This is a genomic window from Rudanella paleaurantiibacter (genome assembly GCF_009184635.1).
In the GTDB taxonomy this organism is placed as follows: Bacteria; Bacteroidota; Bacteroidia; order Cytophagales; family Spirosomataceae; genus Rudanella; species Rudanella paleaurantiibacter.
The window spans coordinates 1-20,703 of record NZ_WELI01000020.1; the positions used below are offsets into that span (position 1 = coordinate 1).

Here is a 20,703-nt window from a genome sequence, read left to right on the forward strand (position 1 = left end):
TTTTAACCGCTTGAAACAGTATCGCCGGGTAGCAACTCGCTACGAAAAAACAGCCAGCAGCTTCTTGGCGATGGTTCATCTGGCTTCAAGTATGATTTTGTTGCTCTGATTGTCCACACACTCTAGTACAAAAGGAAACGTTGCCCCGGCGTTATCCAAGAAGAGAAGAATCATGAATGTATTGGAAATTGCCGGGCTCTCGGCTTCGATTTGTGTGGGCATTTCGCTCGGTCTGATTGGCGGAGGGGGCAGCATTCTGACCTTGCCTATTCTGGTGTACCTGTTGCACATAAACCCGGTCACCTCATCGGCTTACTCGCTCTTTGTGGTCGGAACCACCTCTCTCGTGGGCGCTATCACGTATATGCGGCAACGACAGGTTGACTATCGGGTAGCACTGGTTTTTTCGGTGCCTTCGTTTGTCGCTGTGTACGTCTCGCGCCATTTTCTGCTCCCGGCCATTCCCGAAACACTCGGTGCCGTGGGGCCGCTTGTGCTCACCCGTAATGGACTAATCATGGTCCTGTTTAGCCTGCTCATGCTGGGGGCTTCCCTGTCGATGATTCGCGACGGGGGCCATACGGGTAGGGTGGGCCGGACCAAAGGTCTAAAACTACCCTTGATTGGAGCCGAGGGTGCTCTTGTTGGGCTGCTGACCGGACTGGTTGGGGCAGGAGGGGGCTTTCTGATTATTCCGGTGCTCGTGCTATTGGCGCGGTTGCCCATGAAAATGGCCGTTGGGACATCGCTGCTCATCATCGCCGTGAAATCACTGCTTGGCTTCACCGGCGACCTACGTCATGTTGCTATCGACTGGCCCTTTTTGCTCTGTTTCACGCTGCTATCTGTCACAGGGATTTTTATTGGCACGTACTTGTCGCGGTACGTGTCGGGGTCTCGGCTCAAAAAATCGTTTGGTTACTTTGTGATGCTGCTGGGTGTTTACATCCTCCTGCGCGAGGTTTCGTAGCGGTGAAATGGAGTGGGTGGTGAGCTTACAACCGCCAGTCGCAAGGCATTGCCGACCCAAAATAGTTGGTTTGTGTCGGTCAGATCGATGATAACGAGCAGGGTTGTTATCTGGATACCCTTCAGTACGCCATCAGCGAAGGTGAGGGAATGCCTTTCATCGGCCGAAAGTGCTTACTATGATGTATTTTCGAGGATAGACTTACTTTGTTTGGGATGCCCCCGCTATGGCTTCCCCGATGCGCACATTTCGGACAATCTCGTCACAATTGGCGCACGCAGTTGCGCCCTGCTGATGGAACCATCGGCAACGTTCGCGGATGGCGCAAGCCACCAGTGTGGCTTCGGCCTTGCGGTTCATGCCATCGACAATCCTGACCACCAGCCCGCAGCCCGTGCCTTCCCCGGTCCAGTGGCCGCAGCCGGTTTTGATGCAGTTGCTGGCGAATCGAAACCGCTCTTCAGGTACACGTCCCTGCCGTGCGGTTTCTACAAACGTTTTATCAACAATAATTGGCTCGTCAAGATATTCAATATGGCCCGATGCGTTCTGAACACCGAAGAGTTTAGCACCGGGCTTAGCGATTGAACTGGGGCAGAGGAGGGTAGCCATAATCTGTGTGAGGGTCGAGCGAATCAGGCACCAGCGAAGTCTGTTTCGTTTGGTGCCTGATTCGGCGTTAGTTATAGTGTGATCGTACCCGGAAGCGGCATAACATCGGGCTCAGGCATCATACCGATGGGCATAATGCCGATGGGCTCAATGCCGATGATTGTTTTCAGATCGCCTTTGCTCAGCGTTCCTCCGCTGACGGCGTCCAGGACGTCGTCGGTCAATTGACCTTCTTCGTCAATTTTGGCCAGCGATTTCATCAGTTCTTCCTGGTTTTCGGCTTCGTTACGCAGGGCGTCAACTTTGTTGTTAATTGGCTTATCCATGATTACTATTAGTTATTTGGTATATGTTTAATTACAGTTCAAAGGTCGGGTGGTGAATTCCCGGAAGCTATAACACGAGGTTGTACTTTAGTCCATCTGGTTATAAGACACTGCCATTATCCGGTCGGTGTAGGTTTGGCGAAGCTGCTCGGTTCCGTTCGCCGACGCCAAAACGGCCAGATCCGTCAAACACAACGCATCCATTCGGCAGGCCCCGTCCTGGTCAGAACGCATTTCGCCCGCATGGGTATCGAAGTGATCAATCGTATCGATGGCTCGTTTGATGAGGCCCGTGAGCTGCCCGAAGCTCTCTGTCGAGAGTTGAGCGTTGCCTACATAGTTTTCTAACCGCGCTCCTTTCCGGTAAACCGGGTAATTTTCGAGTCCCATAAACGCCAGCATCCACTCCTTTCGGAAATGGCCTGCCGCTTTGCAGATGCCCATGTAGTCGGCCACAAGCTCATCGTGCAGATTGTTGGATGCCGAGCCAAATCGGTTGAGTGTGTAGAGGTGCGTGCATTCGTGCTCGAGCCGTATTGCCAGCGAATACGATGCCCACTGGTCGGGGTCTACGCCCACCTGTTCGGCCGACACGTTGCTGTAGGGTTTGGTGCTCAGAATAATCAACTTGTCCTTGTACAAGCTGCGATCCGGCAGCACATGGCGCGTAAACTGTTCATTCCAGCTGCCCACCTGTTCGGTCGACTCCCACTCGGTTTTCAATCCGCGAATCCGTTCCCAATTGTTGACACCGTTGACCAACAGCGCACCCATCGACGAGGGAACCGTCACCGGGTTGTTTTTGTGGAGAAGACACTGCACGAGCCTGACAAAATCGGCATCATCGGGCACAGTCAGAACCGGAACCGGACCGGCAAGGCTTTCGTGGAGCGTCAGTCGCAGGGCTTCGAGCTGTTTCAAGGCCGGCGAACGTTCAGCGTACTCACCCAACGGCTTGCCTTTCAGTACGGTATCTATGTAAGCCTGTGTTTTGTTGATGCCCTCTGCAACAGGAAAGTTTAGTTGTGGATAGCACGTTTTCAGGAACGCAAACGCCCTATCCCCAGCCCAATCGGATGCGTGATTCTTCCAAAAGCGGATGGCTGGTTCGTCGTCCGAAACGACCTTTAGGCCGTTATCGGACGAACAGAACTTGTTTGCAACATAATCCCTCAGCTCATCGGGTAACTCAAGCCCGTAACCCTTCACAACTGACTCTGATGCGGTTGCTATCATGGCTTAGGCGATTTGACGTTTGGCCAATTGTGCAAACAGGCTATCTTTTTCCATGAGCTCGTCGTAGGTTCCTGACTCGACAATGGTCCCCTTGTCGAGTACGTAAATACGGTCGGCATTCTTGATCGTACTAAGCCGGTGGGCAATGATAATCCGGGTTGCCTGGAGCTTATCTAAGCTCTGCGTCACGGTATTTTGTGTCCGGTTGTCGAGGGCGCTCGTGGCTTCGTCCATAAAAAGCAGTCGTGGCTTGTGGGCAATGGCCCGCGCAATCATGAGCCGTTGCCGCTGCCCTCCCGAAAATGTTCCGGCCCCCTCGCTCACCACCGTGTGCATCTCCATCGGCATGTGCTTGATGTCTTCTTCCATGCCGGCCATACGCGCAGCCTCCCAGGCATCGTCTAAGGTCAGCTCCGAGTTGCCGATGATGTTCTGAAAAATACTGCCCGACATCAGGGCCCCGTTCTGCAACACAACGCCAATCTGCCGACGCACCAGTTCTCGGTTCATCAAATCAAACGAGTTGCCATCGTAATAAATGGACCCGGCTTCGGCCTGTTCAAAGCCCAGCAGTAATCGCATGATGGTTGATTTGCCCGAGCCCGAAGCCCCCACAAAGGCAACCATTTCGCCCGGCTTAATCTTAAACGTGACGTTGTTTAGCACGAGGGGCTGATCTTCCTTGTAGCGGAACGACACGGAATTCATTTCGATTTCCCCGGCCAGTTCGCCCGGATCGACGCTCTGATCGGCCGATTCGGTTTCCTCTTCCAGGATCGGCTTCACCCGTTCGTAGAGGGTAATCACATTCAGCGACGTAATCAGGGCCATGCTCAACCGCAAACTGTCGTTCAGAAACTGATTGAAGGAGGTGATGAACGCCATAAACACCCCGACGGATAGCACCCCGGCTGTCGCATTGGCTGTAGATACGGTGTAGTACAGGAACGCGAAAAAGAAGATGTTTGTGAGTAGGGGGTAGGACGCGTTGAAAGCCTCCACAAAGTTCTGGTACGTGCCCGAATTGAAGCCCAGCTTTTTTAAGGTCGAAAACTTATCGGCCCACAGGGCAAATACCCGCCGTTCGCCACCTGTGATGCGTATCTTGGTAATACCCGACAAAAACTCAAACAAAAACCCCTGAATCTGCCCCTGATAGGTAGATACCTCCCGGTCGTACTTGAGCTTTAACCAGCCGATAGTGGTCATAAACAGGGCGGCAAGGAGGCCCAGCCCCACACCCACCCAGGCTAATTTACTGTCGTAATAAAAGAGAAGAAACAGGTTTACCGACGAAAACGCCCCACTCAACACGGCGGTCATCAGGGTGCTGGAGATAATCTGCCGGATGGAGTTGATACTCAGCACCCGGTTGGTAAGGTCGCCAGCGGAGTATTTTTTGTAGAATGTGACCGGCAGGCGCAGCATATGGTCCATCATACCGGCTTGCAAATTGACGCTCGATTTTGACTCGAGCCGCAGCCGCAGGGCACCCTCCACCAATTGAATGCCCGCTTTGACCAAGGCAATCATAATCAGGATCGCGAATACCTCCAGATGCAGCGACCGGTCGGCCGTAGGCACCACGTCGTCGTACATAATACCCGACAGGATGGGCACCAGCAGGCCAATCAAACTACCCGCCAAAGCCGCCGTCATAAGCCATTTGGCGTCTTTTTCGACTCCGCTGATGGCAAACCGGAGCACCTTTTTTACGGAGGTCATCTTGCGGTCGAAGCCCGAAAAAAACATGTAGCCAATCGGCTCCAGCTTTGCCGCCACCTCATGGTTTACAACCGTTTCGATTCCGGCCGACAAATCCTTCATGACATAGCTGCTCGACGTTTTCTGGAGGAGCGCGACGGGCGTTTTACCGTCTTTGGTGAAGGCCAGCAGCGGGCCGTTTTCCGATTTCCACCAGGTATCGCGCAGAATAATTTTGCGGATGCGCAGCTTCGAGCTCTTGGCAATGAGGTGCAGTTGATTGGTGACGTTGTTCTGGTGCGACTCAACGTATTTGGGCTCCTCGAGCGTAAAACCAATCTGATCGCCGATCGCCTGACACGTCCGAAACAAGAGATTTTTTCCCTTTTCGGTGAGGTTTGTGGCCCCTTCAGCATTGACCGAGTTCCCCGCCACTACTGATCTGATTTTGCCGAGGGTGTTCTCCAGGGCCGCCTGATCGTTGGCCTGTTTGATAGATAGGTGATTGCTCTCTTCAGCCTGCTGCGTGGCAATTGTCTGGTTGATCTGACTATAGAAATAGCTCTCTAACTTGCTCAGAGCCAATAGAAAGTAAATTTCATCCTGCAACAGGATTTCCCGTGTACTCAACACGCGCACAACGGTATCCTTCGTTCTGGCTCTCAGCCACAGCTTATTCGACACAGGGGCCAGGAAGTCCTGGTACTGTTCGTGGCTCACCTCTGTACTTTCGGCATACAGGCCCACGGTTCCTTTCTGCAAATGAATCCAGTGGATACCTGATGACGGGAACGCCACCGTATTTGCGTCCAGGGCAATATCCCCAAACTGGTCGAGCGGTTTGTAAACGCGGGGTGCCTGCGCCGTGTTAAGGGCGGCTGAGGTTTTGGTAATCCACTTGTTAATCATATTCTTCAAGAAGAAATGATCAACGTCGAGCAGATTATTCTTATCAATGGCCAACAGGGTAGCCTCGCTGGAAAAGGCCAGAAGCCGGGTATTTTCGGTATTATCCTGGGGTAATAAGCTAAATAGTACTTCGCCTTTTTGTGCGGTGTATAGGTATTTGAGCCGGTGCTGATAATTACCGGCCTCATCAATTTTTGTATAGAATAAATTGACCTCGCCCGAAAGCACCATCCAGAATGTGTCCGGGCGATGGAGTACATACGGGCTTTCGGCGCAAACGTATATCTTTTGATTGATAGCTGACATAGGAATAGCGTTTATTTCGTCTCGATCAAATGGGCATAGACGCCGTTTTTCTTCATCAATTCCCCATGCGTACCCCGCTCTACTACCTTACCGTATTCCATGACGATGATCTCATCACAATCGATGATCGTACTGAGCCGGTGCGCCACAATCAGACACGTACATCCCCGCTTTTTGATGTTGTCCATCACAATCTTCTCGGCAGTAGGGTCCAGGGCACTCGTGGCTTCGTCCATGATCAGAATCGACGGATTGGTTGCCAGCGCCCGCGCGATTTCCAGGCGTTGCCGCTGACCACCGCTGAAATTCGATCCACCTTCCATCACTGAGCTATCGTACCCGTCTTTCCGCACCGACACAATGTCGTGAATAGCCGCATCGCGGGCCGACTGAATGATGTGTTTATCAGGAATAGTTGCGTCCCAGAAACTGATGTTCTCTTTGATGGTTCCGTTGAAAATCAGTACCTCCTGATCAATCACGGCTACCGAGTTCGTGATGACATGCCGGGGGAATTCACTCTTGGGCTTCCCGTCGAACAAGACCTCACCACTCCAAAGCGGGTACAAGCCGGAAGCAATCTTGGCCACCGTCGATTTGCCACTACCCGAGCCGCCAACCAGCGCTACCCGGCTTCCGGGCTTCACTTTCAGATTGAAATTCTCGATCAGCGGGGCTATCGTTGTGTTGTATCCGAAGGTGACGTTTCGCATCTCGAAGTAGCCGACCAATTTGTTCTGGGCAGCCTCCGCCTGATGGGTTGCAATGACAGCGCTGCCTTTAAATTGTTCGTCGGTCTCATAGTTCATCACGTCATCGATGCGACCCATATCACTTTCGGTTTCGTGCAGCATGGTGCCTACGGCAATCAGCTGGTTTACCGGCCCAATAAAGTTGCCCATCAGGAAGGTGAAGGATACTAGAGAGCCGAGAGTCATTTCGCCATCCATAATCCGCAACGCTCCCAGCCCCAAAATCAGGGTGGTCGTCAGGGATGTGATGAGTGGGGGCAGTACGTTCAGCCGGATCGTGAGCCAGCCCAGTTCCTGCTGAGCGTTCGTAACTTTGGCCATGTAGCCGATCCAGTTGGTGAAGAAGTCGTTTTCGCGGCCCGATGCTTTCAGTGTCTCGATCATACTGATGCCCGACGTGGTGGTGCCCAGTAGTTTTCCTGTTTCGTTACTGAGCATCCGGCTCCCGTCTTTCCGTGCCCGCGACACAAACTTCAGGGCAATCACGTTTAATAGCGCCATACCAATGCCAATCAGCGTCAGGGGCACATCGTAGGAGAACATCAGCACGGCATAAAACACGACGATGATGACGTTCAGGGCTGCGTTGGCCAGATCGCCACTCAACAGCCGGGCTACTTTGTCGTTGAGCGACACCCGGTTGCCAATTTCCCCGCTGTATCGCTGGGTAAAAAACGAAATGGGCAGGTGAAAAACGTGCCAGAGAAACTTACTGGAGGTGGCTAAAGCAAGCTTCGTTTCGAGCTTGAGCAGGTAATACTGCTGAATATAGACCAACACGGCGTTGATTGCCAGCACGGAGGCCATAATCAGCAGTAGGGGCATGACGAAATCGGCGTGCCCATTAACTAAGTACTTGTCAATGAAGATTTTGATGAACGAGGGGATCACCAAACCCGGAACAACCAGAAAAAGACTGGCCAGGAGAATGTAAACAATACTCAGCTTGGAATTGGTAATCCGCGACGCCAGCGACGAGGCCAACCCCCGCTTTTCGTTACCCTTTTCAAACTGCTCGGTTGGTTTAAACGTGAGCACTACGCCGGTATAAGCCTCGTCGAATTCGTCGTACGTCACACTGTAGCGCCCCTGGGCCGGATCGCTCAGAAACACCTTTTTCTTGGTAAAGCCCTCCAGCACCAGAAAGTGGTTGAAGTTCCAGAAGATAATGGCCGGAGTCTCGATCTGCATCAGCTTCTCCACCGACTTGGCGTATCCTTTCGATTCTAACCCAAACTGTTTGGCGGCTTTGATAATGTTGGTTGCCTTGAGGCCATCGCGCGAAACACCACAGGCAATCCGCAGTTTCTCCAGCGGAACAAATTTGCCAAAGTGCCCCAGAATGATGCTGAGTGCGGCTGCGCCACATTCGACGCTCTCCATCTGTAAAACCGTCGGGACCTTGACCGGGCCGGCCTGTTTCCCAATGGGAAATGTTGTTGTGGTTGCCATCTCGAAAAGTCGGATCAGTACAGGTTGAAGAATTTCTTGAACGCGGGAACGACAATCGAGATGGGGTTCTCCTGCTTGACGGTGATTTGGCCCATGCACGATGTGCCCTCTTTGATGGCAATATCTGGTCCCTTCGCCGACGTCCACCGGAAGCCGCTGTGCGATTCGGTGTCCTTTTCAAACTCGACATGCACTTCGAAAAGAGGCCCCAGGGCAAGCAGCCCCTTTGCCAACTGATCGTTTTTTACGGAGGTCATCATGCCCTGCTGCGTAATCGGAAAGTCAGAAACGTAGGTAACCTTGCCTTTGATAAAGCCGTATTCCTGGGGCTGAACCGTGGAAGGCACCACGAAGGCTTCCATGTTTCGCTTGATCTTCTTGCCATCGTGCGACGGAATATACAGCACCCCCTTCAGGCTAACTAATTGCCCCTCCTGCCCGTTTTTGAGCTTGAACAGGGGCGTGCCCGGCCCAACCACAACCCCGGCGTCGGTGAGTACCTCCACGACTTCGCCACTGTACGAACTGACAATGTTCGACTGAGTGTCGTAGCGTTCGGTCAGGAACTGTAAGCTACGCTCGGCTTCGGCAATCTGCTGCTGCTGGTAGGTGACTTTCTGTTGCATCCCATAGCCCACATCGTGCTGCCGGCTCGACATCTCGGCCAATTGCCCTTTCAGCCGCTCAATAGTATTTTGGGAAGCGTCGATCTGTTGCTTCGTGTTGGCTACCTGCGCCTTCACGATCAGCCCTTTTTCGAGCAAATTCACCTCCGATTCCAACTGATTCGACAGGAACGAAAGCTTCTTTTTCTCGGCCTCGATCTCGCCCTGAATACTGACCCGATTTTGAACAATGAGTTCGCCCTCGAGCGCGGTTCCTTTGCTGCCGTACGAAATGACTTTGTTCAGTTCGTTCTTCTTTTCGGCCACAACCGCCCGGGCGTTTTCAATCTGTTGCTGGAGTTCGGGTTGCTGAATCGTAGCAATGACGTCTCCTTTGGCGACCTTATCGCCAATTCGTACGTTCAGTTTCATCAGTTGCCCCTGAGCGGTAGCCACTACTTCGTGGACTTCGCCCCCCAGTACGACGCCCGTCACATTTAGTTTGGTACTTACTCGTCCAAAGACAGACCACGTGATACCCGTGGCCAGGGCAACGAAAACGACCGAGAGTGTAATCCAGGCTTTGGGGCCGGTCACCTTAATTAATTGATCTAATTTTTCGGGTGTTGACAGCTTCTCTAAGGCTGACTTTCTAAAAAAACCTGCTGACATGGCTGTTTCGGTTAATTGTTAGTTGGGTCAGGAATCGTGTAGAATACGTTCTGATCAATGGTAAATCCTTTCGCGTCGGATCGAATCAACGTTCCGGTATCGTGCCGGAGGTTAATAATCGCATTGGCAAATTGCCGGTAGGCCTGCAGATACTTCAGTTGCGCCGATGTCAGGCGGTCCTGAAACAGAATGAGGTTCAACATAGTCGTCAGGCCCGACTGAAACTTGATCCGCTCGTTGTTGTATACATCCTGGTTGTAGTTCAGTACCTCCTCGGCTTTCTGCAGGCCCGCAACGCTATTGTTCAGGTAGTTAAGATCATTGCTGATGTCCAGCTCAAGGGTGCGCAGCAGATTGTTCACCACCACGTTCTGATCATTCATCGCCACATAACTCTTCACCAGATTACCCTTTGCCAGGTTGTTGTTTACTGGAAACGTGAAGGTCAGTTTGGCCCCCGTTCCAACGGTTCGCCCCTGGTAGTTTGAGAATGACGAGAGTGCGTCGGTCATGCCGTTGCCGGTGCTTACGCCCCCGTATGAGATAAAGCCGGTCAAGTCTAACTGCGGCTTCACATTGTTCTGTGCGAACTGGTATTGCCGCTCCAGGGCTTCGTTTCCCTGTTTGGCTGCCCGCAAATCAGCTCGTCGCTCCTTCGCTACGCGAACAAAATCGGCCTTCTCCAGGTCGGGCCTGTATGCCGACCCCGCTATGCTCGGAAAATCGTTCTGGGGGATGTCCAGCAGCTGACTTTCTTCCGGGCTAAAGCCAACCACTTTGCCCAGGAAGATTTTAGCCGCATACAGCTCCTGCTCGGCCATCAGCGTGAGCCGCTCCTGACTGGCTAAGTCGGCGCGAATCTGCACCAGATCACCCGCGGGCTTTTTGTCGCCCTTAATCAGCTCCTCGGTAACGGACAGCACGTTGCGGAGCCGGTTCTCACTTTGTTTGTAAATATCCAGGTTCTTGTACGCTGCCGTGTAGCCCCAATAGGCCGTTGCGATCTGCCACAGCTCGTAGGAGTTGGCGAACTCATTGTTGCTTTTGGCATTATCGACGTACAACGTGTAAGACTGTTCGAGCGCAGTGGTAATTCTACGTCCCCGACCCCGCAGCAGGGGCTGAGTCAGAGACAGGTTGAGGGTACCCGCGTTGTTACCCAGGAAGGTGCTAATCGGCTGATTATAGGTATTCAACGGGTAATTGTTGTTGGAGAACCGATAGTTCATGCTTACCTCCGTCAACTGTCCCGTTCGGAGTCGTTGGCGAACCCCCGCAGACATGTTCAGCGTGTTCGACTTCAGGAGGCTGTTTTCAACCAGTGCTGTTCGGGGGTCTGCGCCGGGTAGCACATACTGATTGGTCTGCAGCAACAACTCAGAGAACGAATTGAGATCGAAGGCGCTCCGCTGAATCTGTAAATTCGACTCCGCACTCCGCACGGCGTATTCACTGCGAACAATGGTTGGGTTCTTAGCCAGCGCACTGGATGCAATGTCGAGAAGGTTTGTCTTGATCGTTGCTTGCCCGTTCGCGTAGTGGTCTAACCCTAACCAGAGCAGCCATACTACGAGTATAAAATTTCTCATTTTCTACCAATTGATCTAATAACGTATACCTATATACGATAGCTTGATGTACTCCATATTCACCCTCCACTGGTTCGCAAAACCGGACTGGGTGCGCCCGTTTACACCTCGGAAAACCGGTGTAAGATTTTAGTAAATCGCGATCCAGCCTGAGCTACGCCATCGAGCACGCCCATTTCCACCATGTCTTCTTCTTCGGGGTTGCCAAAGCCAAGCTGATCGGTGGTTTTCCGCAGACGGTTGGAGAGAAACAGGGCCAAGGCATAGTAGAAGTTGGCCTTGAAATCGGCGTTTGTCAGCATGCGGGCGCTGATCTTGTCGCGGGAGATCTGGAAAATATCGGATGGCTTGGTTACGATCACCGACACCGACGGTGGCCGCGACTCCAGAAATGACATTTCGCCGACCACCTCACCCGCTCCCAGGGTGGCAATGCACTCGTCGGAATTGGTGGTGGCACACACCGCCAACTGGCCCGATAGTACAATGTACAGGCTATCAATAGCTTCTCCTTTGTTGATTAGCCGATCGCCGGTTTCTAACGATAGTTTACTGCCATTCTGAAGCATCCATTCTACGTCTCTGTCGTTCAATTGGCCCAGGAAAAAAAGTGCTCGTTTCATGATTAGCTTAGTTAATAATATACGTATTTAGACAGAATTAAATGTATAATGAAGAGGGTAAAGTGCACAATGAAATGTCTGATTATCAGTAGCTAAACCAACTGTCTATTATGCATTGCACATTCGCTTAGTATGAGCAAATGTATCGATGCCCTCACCGACGAACCTGACAAAATCACTGTCAAATCAGACAGGCTTGTTACCGCAATGAATGCAGCAACTCTTTCGGCGCTACGTTATATTGGCCTGCAAACAACTTCGAGAAGTAATGCACGTCGCTATACCCAACGGCATAGGCGATCTGTGAAACGGACTGCTGCACGTAATTGTCGATCAGCTGCTTAGCCCGATGTAAACGCAGTATTCGGATATACTTGTTGGGAGTCAGAAACACCAGGTTAAATATTTTCCGGTGCAATTGCCGCTCACTAACCGCCATCTTGTACGAGAGTTCGCCAAGGTCAAGAAAGTCCTGACTGATATTGCCGTACACCTCTTTCTCAAGTCCTACCAGCCATTCCTGATCCACCTTCGCCACCTTTTGCGGGTTAACCTCCCCAGCGCACATGCCCCGCACGTTTTCGTTCGACTCGTAAATACCAAAAAACTCCGGTTGATGGTGGTACGTGACGCTCAGAGACTTGGCTTTGGCTTTGTTTAGTATATCCTCAATAATTACGCTGATCTCTATACTGCTCGAAAACAAGATCTCTTCTAACTTCTCTTTATCATACTCCCCGCTATTTTTCCCCACTGAAATGATAGTCTCCAATGGCCCCTTAATGGTCTGGGCAAGCTGTTCTAAAATATCGGGGGAGTTCCAGTTGATGGTTATATTCTTTACAGTATACATTGGTAGAAAGTTTGATTTTTAGGAGATTAGCGTTCAGCAGCGAAGATTACAGATACCGGATTTATCTATTAATTCAACTATAAGAATAGAAGCTATTTCACTCAACTATGAACCTTCGGAGATAAAAAAGCTTGGGAATTTCTTTTATTGCATAGATAGCAGGTAGTAAAGTATCCTCTAAAAAAATGCTTGGAGTAGTAAACGGTATCCTTGCCAAATTTGCCCAATCTATATGCTCTTCGACAACGTCAGTCAATACATCATTCTCCTCTACCTGAACAGAGAAGCCGCATTTATTAAAGTCAGTCCACTCAAACCAAGCAGTAAGAGCCGCTAGTCGTTGGTTGGTAGGGTAGCCCAAAATGTTCTTAATAATGTTTATGCCAATAAAATCATTGGGTGAATCAGGAACGAGTATTATTTTACTACTAATCTGTTGGGTCGATGCAGATAAAGAAATTAGTTCTTTGAACCTGATAGCACCTAGAGCTGAGCTTGGATTTAGAACTACCAGTAGAGTATTTGCTGCATCGGGGTTTCCAACTTCTACAAACTGCATCTTATCAAAAATAGGCGGAGTAGTCGAGCTTTTGCTGAAAATAGTCTGCACGTAATCAATACTAAATTTCAATTTTTGTAATGCATAGTATGTACTTTCATTGCTCATTGAGTTGAACAGATACTTCCTTATGAAAACCCACAAGGTCAGTATCAATAGAAAATTAGTTAGCAAATGATTGTAGGGGAAATGGTTATTTTTCTCGATGAGCAAAGGAGCAGCAAACAAAAGATAAAACTCTCCCAACAACAATACTACTGATGCTATACATAGCAAACACGGCTTCCGAATTACAAATCTCTGGTAGTATATGGCCCACAGTACGTAGAGTACTGTTGTAAAATTAAGCCATTTTAAAAAAGCATATATATTACTGTGGTTTTCAGTATCTAACAACAATAAAGTTGAAAGTCCGAAAACGAAATAGATTAAGCCAATTTCTGACCAATTAAGAAAACCTAAGATCTTGCGAGTGCTTAAATTAAGGCTATTTTGCAACTTACTTTTAACGTCAGTTATCTTACTATTTCCATCCAAAGCATTAATACTGAGTCTAGTTAAAATAGCGCATAGAATAACACCAATGATTTTAATCGACAAAATGCTCCGAAAAAGCTCACTTTGAATACTTAAAACATTAGTAGAAATATAGACAACAAAATATCCAATCAAAAACGCTAAAGACGCGTAGATGAAAGGCAATCTGAGTTTATTACTTTTTTCGGTAATACGACTAGTTTCATAATAGTCTTCTCCTGCTTTTTCGTCTGGTTTCACAACCATAATAGCACCTTGCCATTTCTGACAGAATTCTGAAATAGTTTCTCTACAAGCTCCCGCTTGCTCATGATGCCACTCAATGAGGTTATTTTCTACATCTACTTTATTAATAACAACGTATCCCATGCCGTTTTCAAGATGAGCAACGGCAGGAATGGGGATCTTACCCAACTGCTTAGGATTGATGATTAACGGAGCATTGAAGATAGTAAAGTCCGTAAGTACATTGCTCAATGATAACAAACTCGGAAATGTAGGTTCCTGAAGGAGTTTGTTTTTCAAATGTAAGCCCGTTATCCTCACATTTTTTAAATCAAGAAGGCGATTGACTGCCCCCAAAGCGCTGATTTCGTACTTGGAAAGTATCATGTTAAGAGCCGATCTAATAATTCTTTGTGGTAGCTTGGCGTGTATGTATTATTTACTTTCGCATTAAACTCTATGATATTCTTCTTATACATTCTATCACTCAGTAACTTCTTAATTTTGGCTTGCATGTACTTAGTCTGCTCGTAGATAAAATTGCCCCTTAGTCCAATGCCATGATGTTCTACTTTCAGTGAATTTCCATTTTGGTCATAATGCGGGTCAAGGGGATAAACCAGCATTGGTACTTTGTGAAAAATGCTTTCCTTCATTCCTCCCAAACCTCCATGTGTAATAAAGATATCAGCTATTTCTAATACTTTTAATTGTGGTACTCTAGAAAAGAACAAAGCGTTATCAATATTTTTTCTCTTCGTCAGCAGTGTTCGACTTACATATTTGTTAACCGAACAAACCAAAAAAGTATTTGGGATTGTAGCGATCGCGTCTAATACTTTATTGATAAAATCTAACATTCGAGGATCAGCAGCCTTGAAAAACGTCCCGAAACTGCAATAAATAATTCGCTGCCCCTCCTGCTTTTTCTCTAAGATAATTTTCCATTTGTCATCGAACGTATTATCCAATTCCGTGTCGATTCGGCCTACACGTTGGCATAGTCCTAAGTAATGCTGATAATCTTTTTTTACAATAGGAGAAAACTCAAACTCAAGGGGTAATAATAATAACTCAGGAACATTTCTAAACGTCTTTACAAACTTGTTTTTTACAAATTCAAACTCGACTGGCACTTTGCTTGATTTTATAAGTTCGCGCAGTTGCCTTTGTGATAACCAGTCAAGAAGTGGTTCTTGAGGTGCTTTAATAAAATCAGATAACTTTGTTCTCTTATTAGTGACGATGCTGAAATTGTCTCTTAACCAGACATTCTCAGAAACAATAGGAAACCCATCCACCTTGTACGTGGAAGGCATCGGATTGAAAAATAATACGTTGATCTTCTTATAATACGAATGAAAAAAAATAAAATCAGTACTGTTGTAAATATCAATGACAACAACAACAGGCTTTATGCACTCCACTAACCTATCAATCTCTCTTTTACGGTGCCAATATAAAGCGTTAGTAAAATAGCACTGAACTAATTGTAAAAATGATCCCTTCTTCCCCTGTGCTTCAATAAATGTTCTCTCAAGATTAGCTCCTACTTTATATTTCGAAATTTGTTGAGCTTTGAATCCATTCTTAATAACAGACTCTTCCAAAATTTTATTCGTTACAGCATATGTCACATCGTAATCCTTTGAAAAAAGATCAGCTAAGAAGAAGGAAGGCAGCACATGGCTTCTGATTGAAGCAGGTATAAATAAAGCTTTCTTTTTCATTAGTAATACGTTCGTTCTATCACATAGCATCACATGTGAATGCACTCAAGTTCCTAGGGAACTTTATGCTCACATGATTTCTACACTTAACCATTTTGAGATATAGTCCAATTGCTCTTTTTTGTGATTTTCTGAAAGAAGATTTATCCTGTAACTTATATTTTCAAGGCAACTGTACTCAAAGAGCTTTGTTTCTCCACTACCTGATAAGAAGGCATCTTGACTGCCCAGGTTAAAGATCGGTATATCTCCATTAAGCATTTGGCTTGTTTCAAAATTTAGGATGTACCCGAAATTATATCTATTTTCTCCTTTGAAAGCCTTTGATAATAAATCGTATAACTTAGAATTATATGTTTCATAACTTGACATAAAAGATGCTGCTCTCATATATTTTAAAATTCTGAAATATACGAAAGTGGGTCTCCACACATAGCGCACTTCGTTATTTTTGAATAGTTCAAGAGGAGAACTTGCAGATCTCAATTCATTCTTTGAATGTAAAAACATATCATAAGCCGAAGTAAAACCCTTAATGAAATGTTCTTTATAGTCATTTGCAAAAATGTATTCTCCGCTGTATTCAGGTATATTTTTATTTACTATTCTTCTTGTAGCGAAGCGAGTTGTTCTTTTGGAGTTTAGGGTATTTGGATTGATAATTTTTTTCTCTAACTCAGTTACTTCAATATTCCCTTTCACTCCATATCCTACAATATCCAATGGTGCCCCTGTATCCTGGTTCACAATTAAAACACTTTCTAAAACTGAAAAAGGCGGTATTTTGAATTGATCATCCCATGAACGAAAAGATTTATCATTAAAATATGGCTGAATAATCGTTTCATGGTCTATCAAGACAGGATTCCTACCTGAGGCAATTATGTTTTCGTGGTGGCAGTCTTTGCTTCCCAAAAGTAAAGTAACAGCTAATAGTATTCCTGCTTTATGGTAATATTCTCGTAATTCTTTTTCTGAACTGACTTCTTCATAATTGACAAATTCTATCCAGCCATAATTTTTACAATCCAACACTTTAAATGTTCTTAAATCTGCTTTTAGCTTCAAATTAACCCAGTCAACAAAAGAATTATATGACGTAGTTATGCCAATGTTTCTGGGTTTATATATCAACTTTGTTCCATCTGATAAAAATACTAAGGAAGTACCTTCGCCATTGTGCCCATCACCAAGGCTAACATCAATATCTACAATCTTGATGTTACTTAAATTAAATACTGACTCTATATTTTTAGCATCCTTGATAAAACGGATAAAAATATTACGAATGTGATTTAAGAAATTATTGGCCTTTACCTTTAATATCCTATCTAAAACTGGATAATCAATTGGTAATGACACAATCATTTTTTCAATAAATTCATCAAAATCGATATTACCGTTTGCGGTAAAATTATCTAATTCCGATTGTAGAGTAACCTCTGCTACGAAACTCAACTCTTCTAATAATTTCTGCTCTAATTTGTTATTTAGAAGAGTTTCTAATCCTAAATCGGAAATAGTACTACCATTCTTAGAGTATGATAAAAGAATTTCAACAAACGGAATCGTATTGAAGCTTTCTTTAACCAAATATGGAGCTTGAACTGTCATTTTTCAGAGTTAGAAGAATAAGTTTAACAAACAATTTTTTTGATACAGTATATTTAGATTAATTTAATAAACTTATTTTTTCATATTTAGGTAGACTTTTTTAAGGCAAAAAAAAATATTCATTTAAAAACATATAACAATTCCATTCAAAAATTTTACACCTATAACCCTATTAAATTGATTTGATAAAACTTTTTTTGAACAGCAAAATTCGACGCTAAATTCAACACAAGAATTTGTATCTGAATATCTGCCGAATTAGTCACAATATCCATTATTAATTAAGTCTTTTCACACAGAAAGTTTATAAGCCATTTTAACTAAAATGTACATTTAAATCAGTGCCTCACTATCTATAAGTTGTACATTTATAGAAGTTTTGAATCTAGATACTTTATTGCAACGCATACTGTAAAACTTGGTCTATTTTAAAGTTTGATGACGTTTCAGTTATTTCAAGACGTAACCTATTTATTTCATTAAAATCTACTAATGTATTTTCTTCAAATCTCTTAACCAATTTAAGGAAAATATCCCAATAGTTTAGGTTGTCCTCTGGATGTGGAATATGGCCAGAAACACCAAGTTGTTGTAGTCTTTGAGCTATATCTTCTCTATCGTAACACAGTGTACCGATTGTTAGAGAAGGAACACTATTCATTATTGGATAATGATACATTCCTGAGCCACATTGATGAATTACAAGCTTAGAAATTCCACATATATAATTTAGTGGCAGTAGCTTCTTATAGAAAACCGATTGCTTGTGGGGTTCCCTTATATCACAATTACAGGTGGTTATAACAGCATAGCCACGCTCTACAAAATACTCGATAAACTTTTCTATGGGTGTTTTATCTATTGTGCCAGTAGTGATAAAAACTATTGGTTTCTGTTTATTTCTATTTAAGAAATCTTCTAATCTGATAGATAATTCCTTTGAAGGTTTATCCATTACAAGAAGGGGTCCAGAATAAAAGTACGATTCTCTATTTTCTATGTTATCAGGTAAGCACTCAATTGTTGGTATCCCAGGAATAATCTTTGCTTTAGGTTTTACGTATTGTTGCAGAAAAAGGGTTTCAGAATGATTAAATATTTTTGTCTTTAAACTGATAGTATCTGAAACAAACAATGATCTTTCTGTGTGCTCACCTTTTTGCAGTGAATGTACATGATTCTTGTTTCTAAAATAATTATCAATGGATCTAAAAATGCCCGTTCTCTGAATTGAAATCCTAGGAATATTGTTTTTTTCCGCTATCAACGGAGTTGTTAAAGAAGTGTCCTCAATAATCAGAACAGGCCTTACTCTCTCACATGCCTCTCTCTCTTTTTCCGTCACATACTTTATCGTCTTTACACTGTCTTGCAACATCAATATTGATTCATTTACATCCTCAAAATAATCTAATGGTACACAACTAATACCCTGTGCTCTAAGAAAATTTTGTGTGTGCTTACTGACAAAAAAATGATTTTTAATTTCAGTATCTTTTTTTAAATGTTTGATGTGTAAAGCATATAGTGGGATTAGATGTGATAGTCCACCAGCAAAATATGGTATGTTTAAAATATTCATAAGGTATCTATAGTTTTTCTTGCCTTTGTTGCATGGTTTCAAAAAGCCTGGCTTTGAGACCTACTAATCATGAAAATATACCGGCTTGACTGCTACGAATTGTAAATGAATCAATTACAATTACCTAAAGGGGGGCAGAAAATACATTTAGAGTAGTTTTGCTGAACATGGAAGAGTCATTCAACAGAGCCTTTTTTCTTCATACTAATTTTAAAACTTAATAAGTATAAAAGATCTGTAAATCTTTAAAAAGTTGTTGAAACAAATTCAGATTGATAATGTGATGTAAAAGATTAACATACATGATAAATTTAGCATTAAAACATACAATGGGACTCTATTATCAATGACTGTTTACTTAAATGAAACAAATGAGCTATTTAGCACACCCCATTTAACCTTTGTTATATACGTGTTTACCAAATAATAATAATAGAATAACACCCAACAAAGCCAAGCTAATTTTTACAAATGGATTGTCGTCAAACATTTGAGCTAGAGAAATTGATGCGAAGCCACCAAATAGATATAAACTTTTCTTATCCATGATTGTAAAATTTAAAATAAATATAAAACAGATTCGAAATGTACTATATTCTCAATGGAATCTTAATGTTTTTCGAATCCGTTTTATATCTAAATGATTAGTATTAAGTAGTCAGACAGAATTAAATGTAAAATGAATAGTGCAAAATGGACAATGAGATGACTGATTATCAGCAGGTAATACAATTGTTCATTATACATTATACATAGTTCATTCACTTAAAAATAATTTATTTGATAACCAGACGACGTCAGAACGTTGGCTTATAGCATACGCCTTAACGATTTGATAACGTCTACATTGACAAATTAATTATATATCAATATGTTATTATTTGTTAATAATAACAGTAGTGTTATTATTAATAGTAGTGTTTCCACCACTATCACCACTACCACTAGCCCCACAATATCCAATAACAACTCCTACCAGAAAAACCCCCCCAACTACACAAAGTGGAGTACTACCTCCAGCAACCATCTCTAACTGTTCATCAGTTAGTTCTAGTTCAATAAAATCCGGTTTCTCAGGGATATTGAGGTAAACAGTACTACTATTACTTTGATCCTCAACAACAATTCTCTGTTTTCCACTTTCAAGACTAATGGATCTTCCAATAAAGCTTTCTATTGTCGGAATAGGGCTACTTAGAAGACTTTTTTTAAATGATTCATCCTTCCAAGATTGTGAAATTAATTTGTAATAAAGATCTTGATTCTCTGCAACGTTCATGATTTTTCAAATTTTTGATCGTTTAACTACTTCCCCTATTTTTCTACCAACTATAACACCTGCTGCAAGCAAAGCAATACAAGCTGCCACATACCCAGCATACAGATACCAAGGAGCAGATTTTAGACCATCCAGTAACAATATCATAGATATTATTACTTAACAGCATTCCCTAATGATTCACCAACTGTGACACCTGCTGCTAATACACCAATCAAGATTACAGCATACGCAGCATATCCAACACACAAGGGAGTAGAACCACCCGAAACTGTTTCTAACTGTTCATCTGTTAGTTCTAACTCATCAAATTCAACTTTTCTTGGAATATTTAGATAGATAACAGAATTATCTGTTTGATCCTCTACTACAATTTTTGTGTTTGGTGTTATAGCTTGCCCCGTAACCGATTCAATTGTAGAAACTGGATTTCTAATCAATTGCTCTTTGAAAGTTGAACTCTCCCAAGCCTTTTGCGCTAAAGTTCTTACTAACGTTTCCGCTTGTTTTTGCTGTTCTTGCGTCATCATAATTGTTATGTTTTATGTGTTTTTAAATTAGAAACAAT

At 44.6% G+C, this 20,703-nt stretch carries 16 protein-coding genes and 1 pseudogene; 2 read left to right on the forward strand and 15 right to left on the reverse strand.

All coding sequences use genetic code 11. The annotated features are described in order from the left end of the window. Together F5984_RS26840 and F5984_RS25635 are read left to right on the forward strand one after the other, a co-directional pair. Positions 1-109: pseudogene (locus F5984_RS26840) on the forward strand (IS5-like element ISMra2 family transposase); the annotation flags it as partial. A gap of 63 nt (positions 110-172) precedes the next feature. Continuing rightward, positions 173-970: a sulfite exporter TauE/SafE family protein gene (locus tag F5984_RS25635; protein WP_152127131.1), complete on the forward strand. Its 798-nt coding sequence runs from the start codon at positions 173-175 to the stop codon at positions 968-970. 201 nt (positions 971-1,171) lie between these two features. On the opposite strand, the gene F5984_RS25640 is transcribed toward F5984_RS25635, so the two are convergent. The 15 genes from F5984_RS25640 to F5984_RS25710 all read right to left on the reverse strand — a co-directional run bounded on the left by F5984_RS25640 (position 1,172) and on the right by F5984_RS25710 (position 20,665). Continuing rightward, positions 1,172-1,582, reverse strand: coding sequence for a hypothetical protein (locus tag F5984_RS25640; RefSeq protein WP_152127133.1), 411 nt, complete (start codon positions 1,580-1,582; stop codon positions 1,172-1,174). A 71-nt stretch (positions 1,583-1,653) separates the two neighbouring features. Then, on the reverse strand, positions 1,654-1,908 hold the full coding sequence (locus F5984_RS25645; RefSeq protein WP_152127135.1) for a hypothetical protein: 255 nt from the start codon (positions 1,906-1,908) through the stop codon (positions 1,654-1,656). Positions 1,909-1,995: 87 nt separating this feature from the next. Next, positions 1,996-3,144 (reverse strand): DUF7005 family protein, encoded by a 1,149-nt coding sequence (locus F5984_RS25650; protein WP_152127137.1) that lies wholly within the window; start codon positions 3,142-3,144, stop codon positions 1,996-1,998. 3 nt (positions 3,145-3,147) lie between these two features. Further along, positions 3,148-6,063, reverse strand: a complete 2,916-nt coding sequence (locus tag F5984_RS25655; RefSeq protein WP_152127139.1) for an NHLP bacteriocin export ABC transporter permease/ATPase subunit — start codon at positions 6,061-6,063, stop codon at positions 3,148-3,150. Positions 6,064-6,074: 11 nt separating this feature from the next. Next, positions 6,075-8,267, reverse strand: a complete 2,193-nt coding sequence (locus F5984_RS25660; protein WP_152127141.1) for an NHLP family bacteriocin export ABC transporter peptidase/permease/ATPase subunit — start codon at positions 8,265-8,267, stop codon at positions 6,075-6,077. Between the two features lie 14 nt (positions 8,268-8,281). Beyond that, positions 8,282-9,544, reverse strand: a complete 1,263-nt coding sequence (locus F5984_RS25665) for an NHLP bacteriocin system secretion protein (RefSeq protein ID WP_152127143.1) — start codon at positions 9,542-9,544, stop codon at positions 8,282-8,284. 11 nt (positions 9,545-9,555) lie between these two features. Beyond that, on the reverse strand, positions 9,556-11,133 hold the full coding sequence (locus F5984_RS25670) for a TolC family protein (RefSeq protein WP_152127145.1): 1,578 nt from the start codon (positions 11,131-11,133) through the stop codon (positions 9,556-9,558). Between the two features lie 101 nt (positions 11,134-11,234). After that, the gene (locus tag F5984_RS25675; RefSeq protein WP_152127146.1) at positions 11,235-11,756 is read right to left on the reverse strand and encodes a cyclic nucleotide-binding domain-containing protein; all 522 of its coding nucleotides are present in this window, start codon (positions 11,754-11,756) and stop codon (positions 11,235-11,237) included. A 199-nt stretch (positions 11,757-11,955) separates the two neighbouring features. Further along, positions 11,956-12,609, reverse strand: coding sequence for a helix-turn-helix transcriptional regulator (locus F5984_RS25680; protein WP_152127148.1), 654 nt, complete (start codon positions 12,607-12,609; stop codon positions 11,956-11,958). 97 nt (positions 12,610-12,706) lie between these two features. Then, positions 12,707-14,317, reverse strand: a complete 1,611-nt coding sequence (locus tag F5984_RS25685) for a vitamin K epoxide reductase family protein (protein ID WP_152127150.1) — start codon at positions 14,315-14,317, stop codon at positions 12,707-12,709. Further along, positions 14,314-14,901, reverse strand: a complete 588-nt coding sequence (locus tag F5984_RS27070) for a glycosyltransferase (RefSeq protein ID WP_394367452.1) — start codon at positions 14,899-14,901, stop codon at positions 14,314-14,316. Before F5984_RS27070 ends, F5984_RS25685 begins: the two co-directional genes overlap by 4 nt. A gap of 828 nt (positions 14,902-15,729) precedes the next feature. Further along, complete coding sequence (locus F5984_RS25695) at positions 15,730-17,274, reverse strand: type 2 lanthipeptide synthetase LanM (RefSeq protein WP_152127155.1); 1,545 nt, start codon at positions 17,272-17,274, stop codon at positions 15,730-15,732. A 394-nt stretch (positions 17,275-17,668) separates the two neighbouring features. Further along, positions 17,669-18,856 carry a glycosyltransferase family protein gene (locus F5984_RS25700; RefSeq protein WP_152127157.1) on the reverse strand — a complete coding sequence of 396 codons (1,188 nt, stop codon included), beginning with the start codon at positions 18,854-18,856 and terminating at the stop codon, positions 17,669-17,671. 877 nt (positions 18,857-19,733) lie between these two features. Beyond that, positions 19,734-20,135, reverse strand: coding sequence for a class IIb bacteriocin, lactobin A/cerein 7B family (locus F5984_RS25705; RefSeq protein WP_152127159.1), 402 nt, complete (start codon positions 20,133-20,135; stop codon positions 19,734-19,736). A gap of 155 nt (positions 20,136-20,290) precedes the next feature. Beyond that, positions 20,291-20,665 (reverse strand): class IIb bacteriocin, lactobin A/cerein 7B family, encoded by a 375-nt coding sequence (locus F5984_RS25710; protein WP_152127161.1) that lies wholly within the window; start codon positions 20,663-20,665, stop codon positions 20,291-20,293. Between the last annotated feature and the right edge of the window lie 38 nt (positions 20,666-20,703).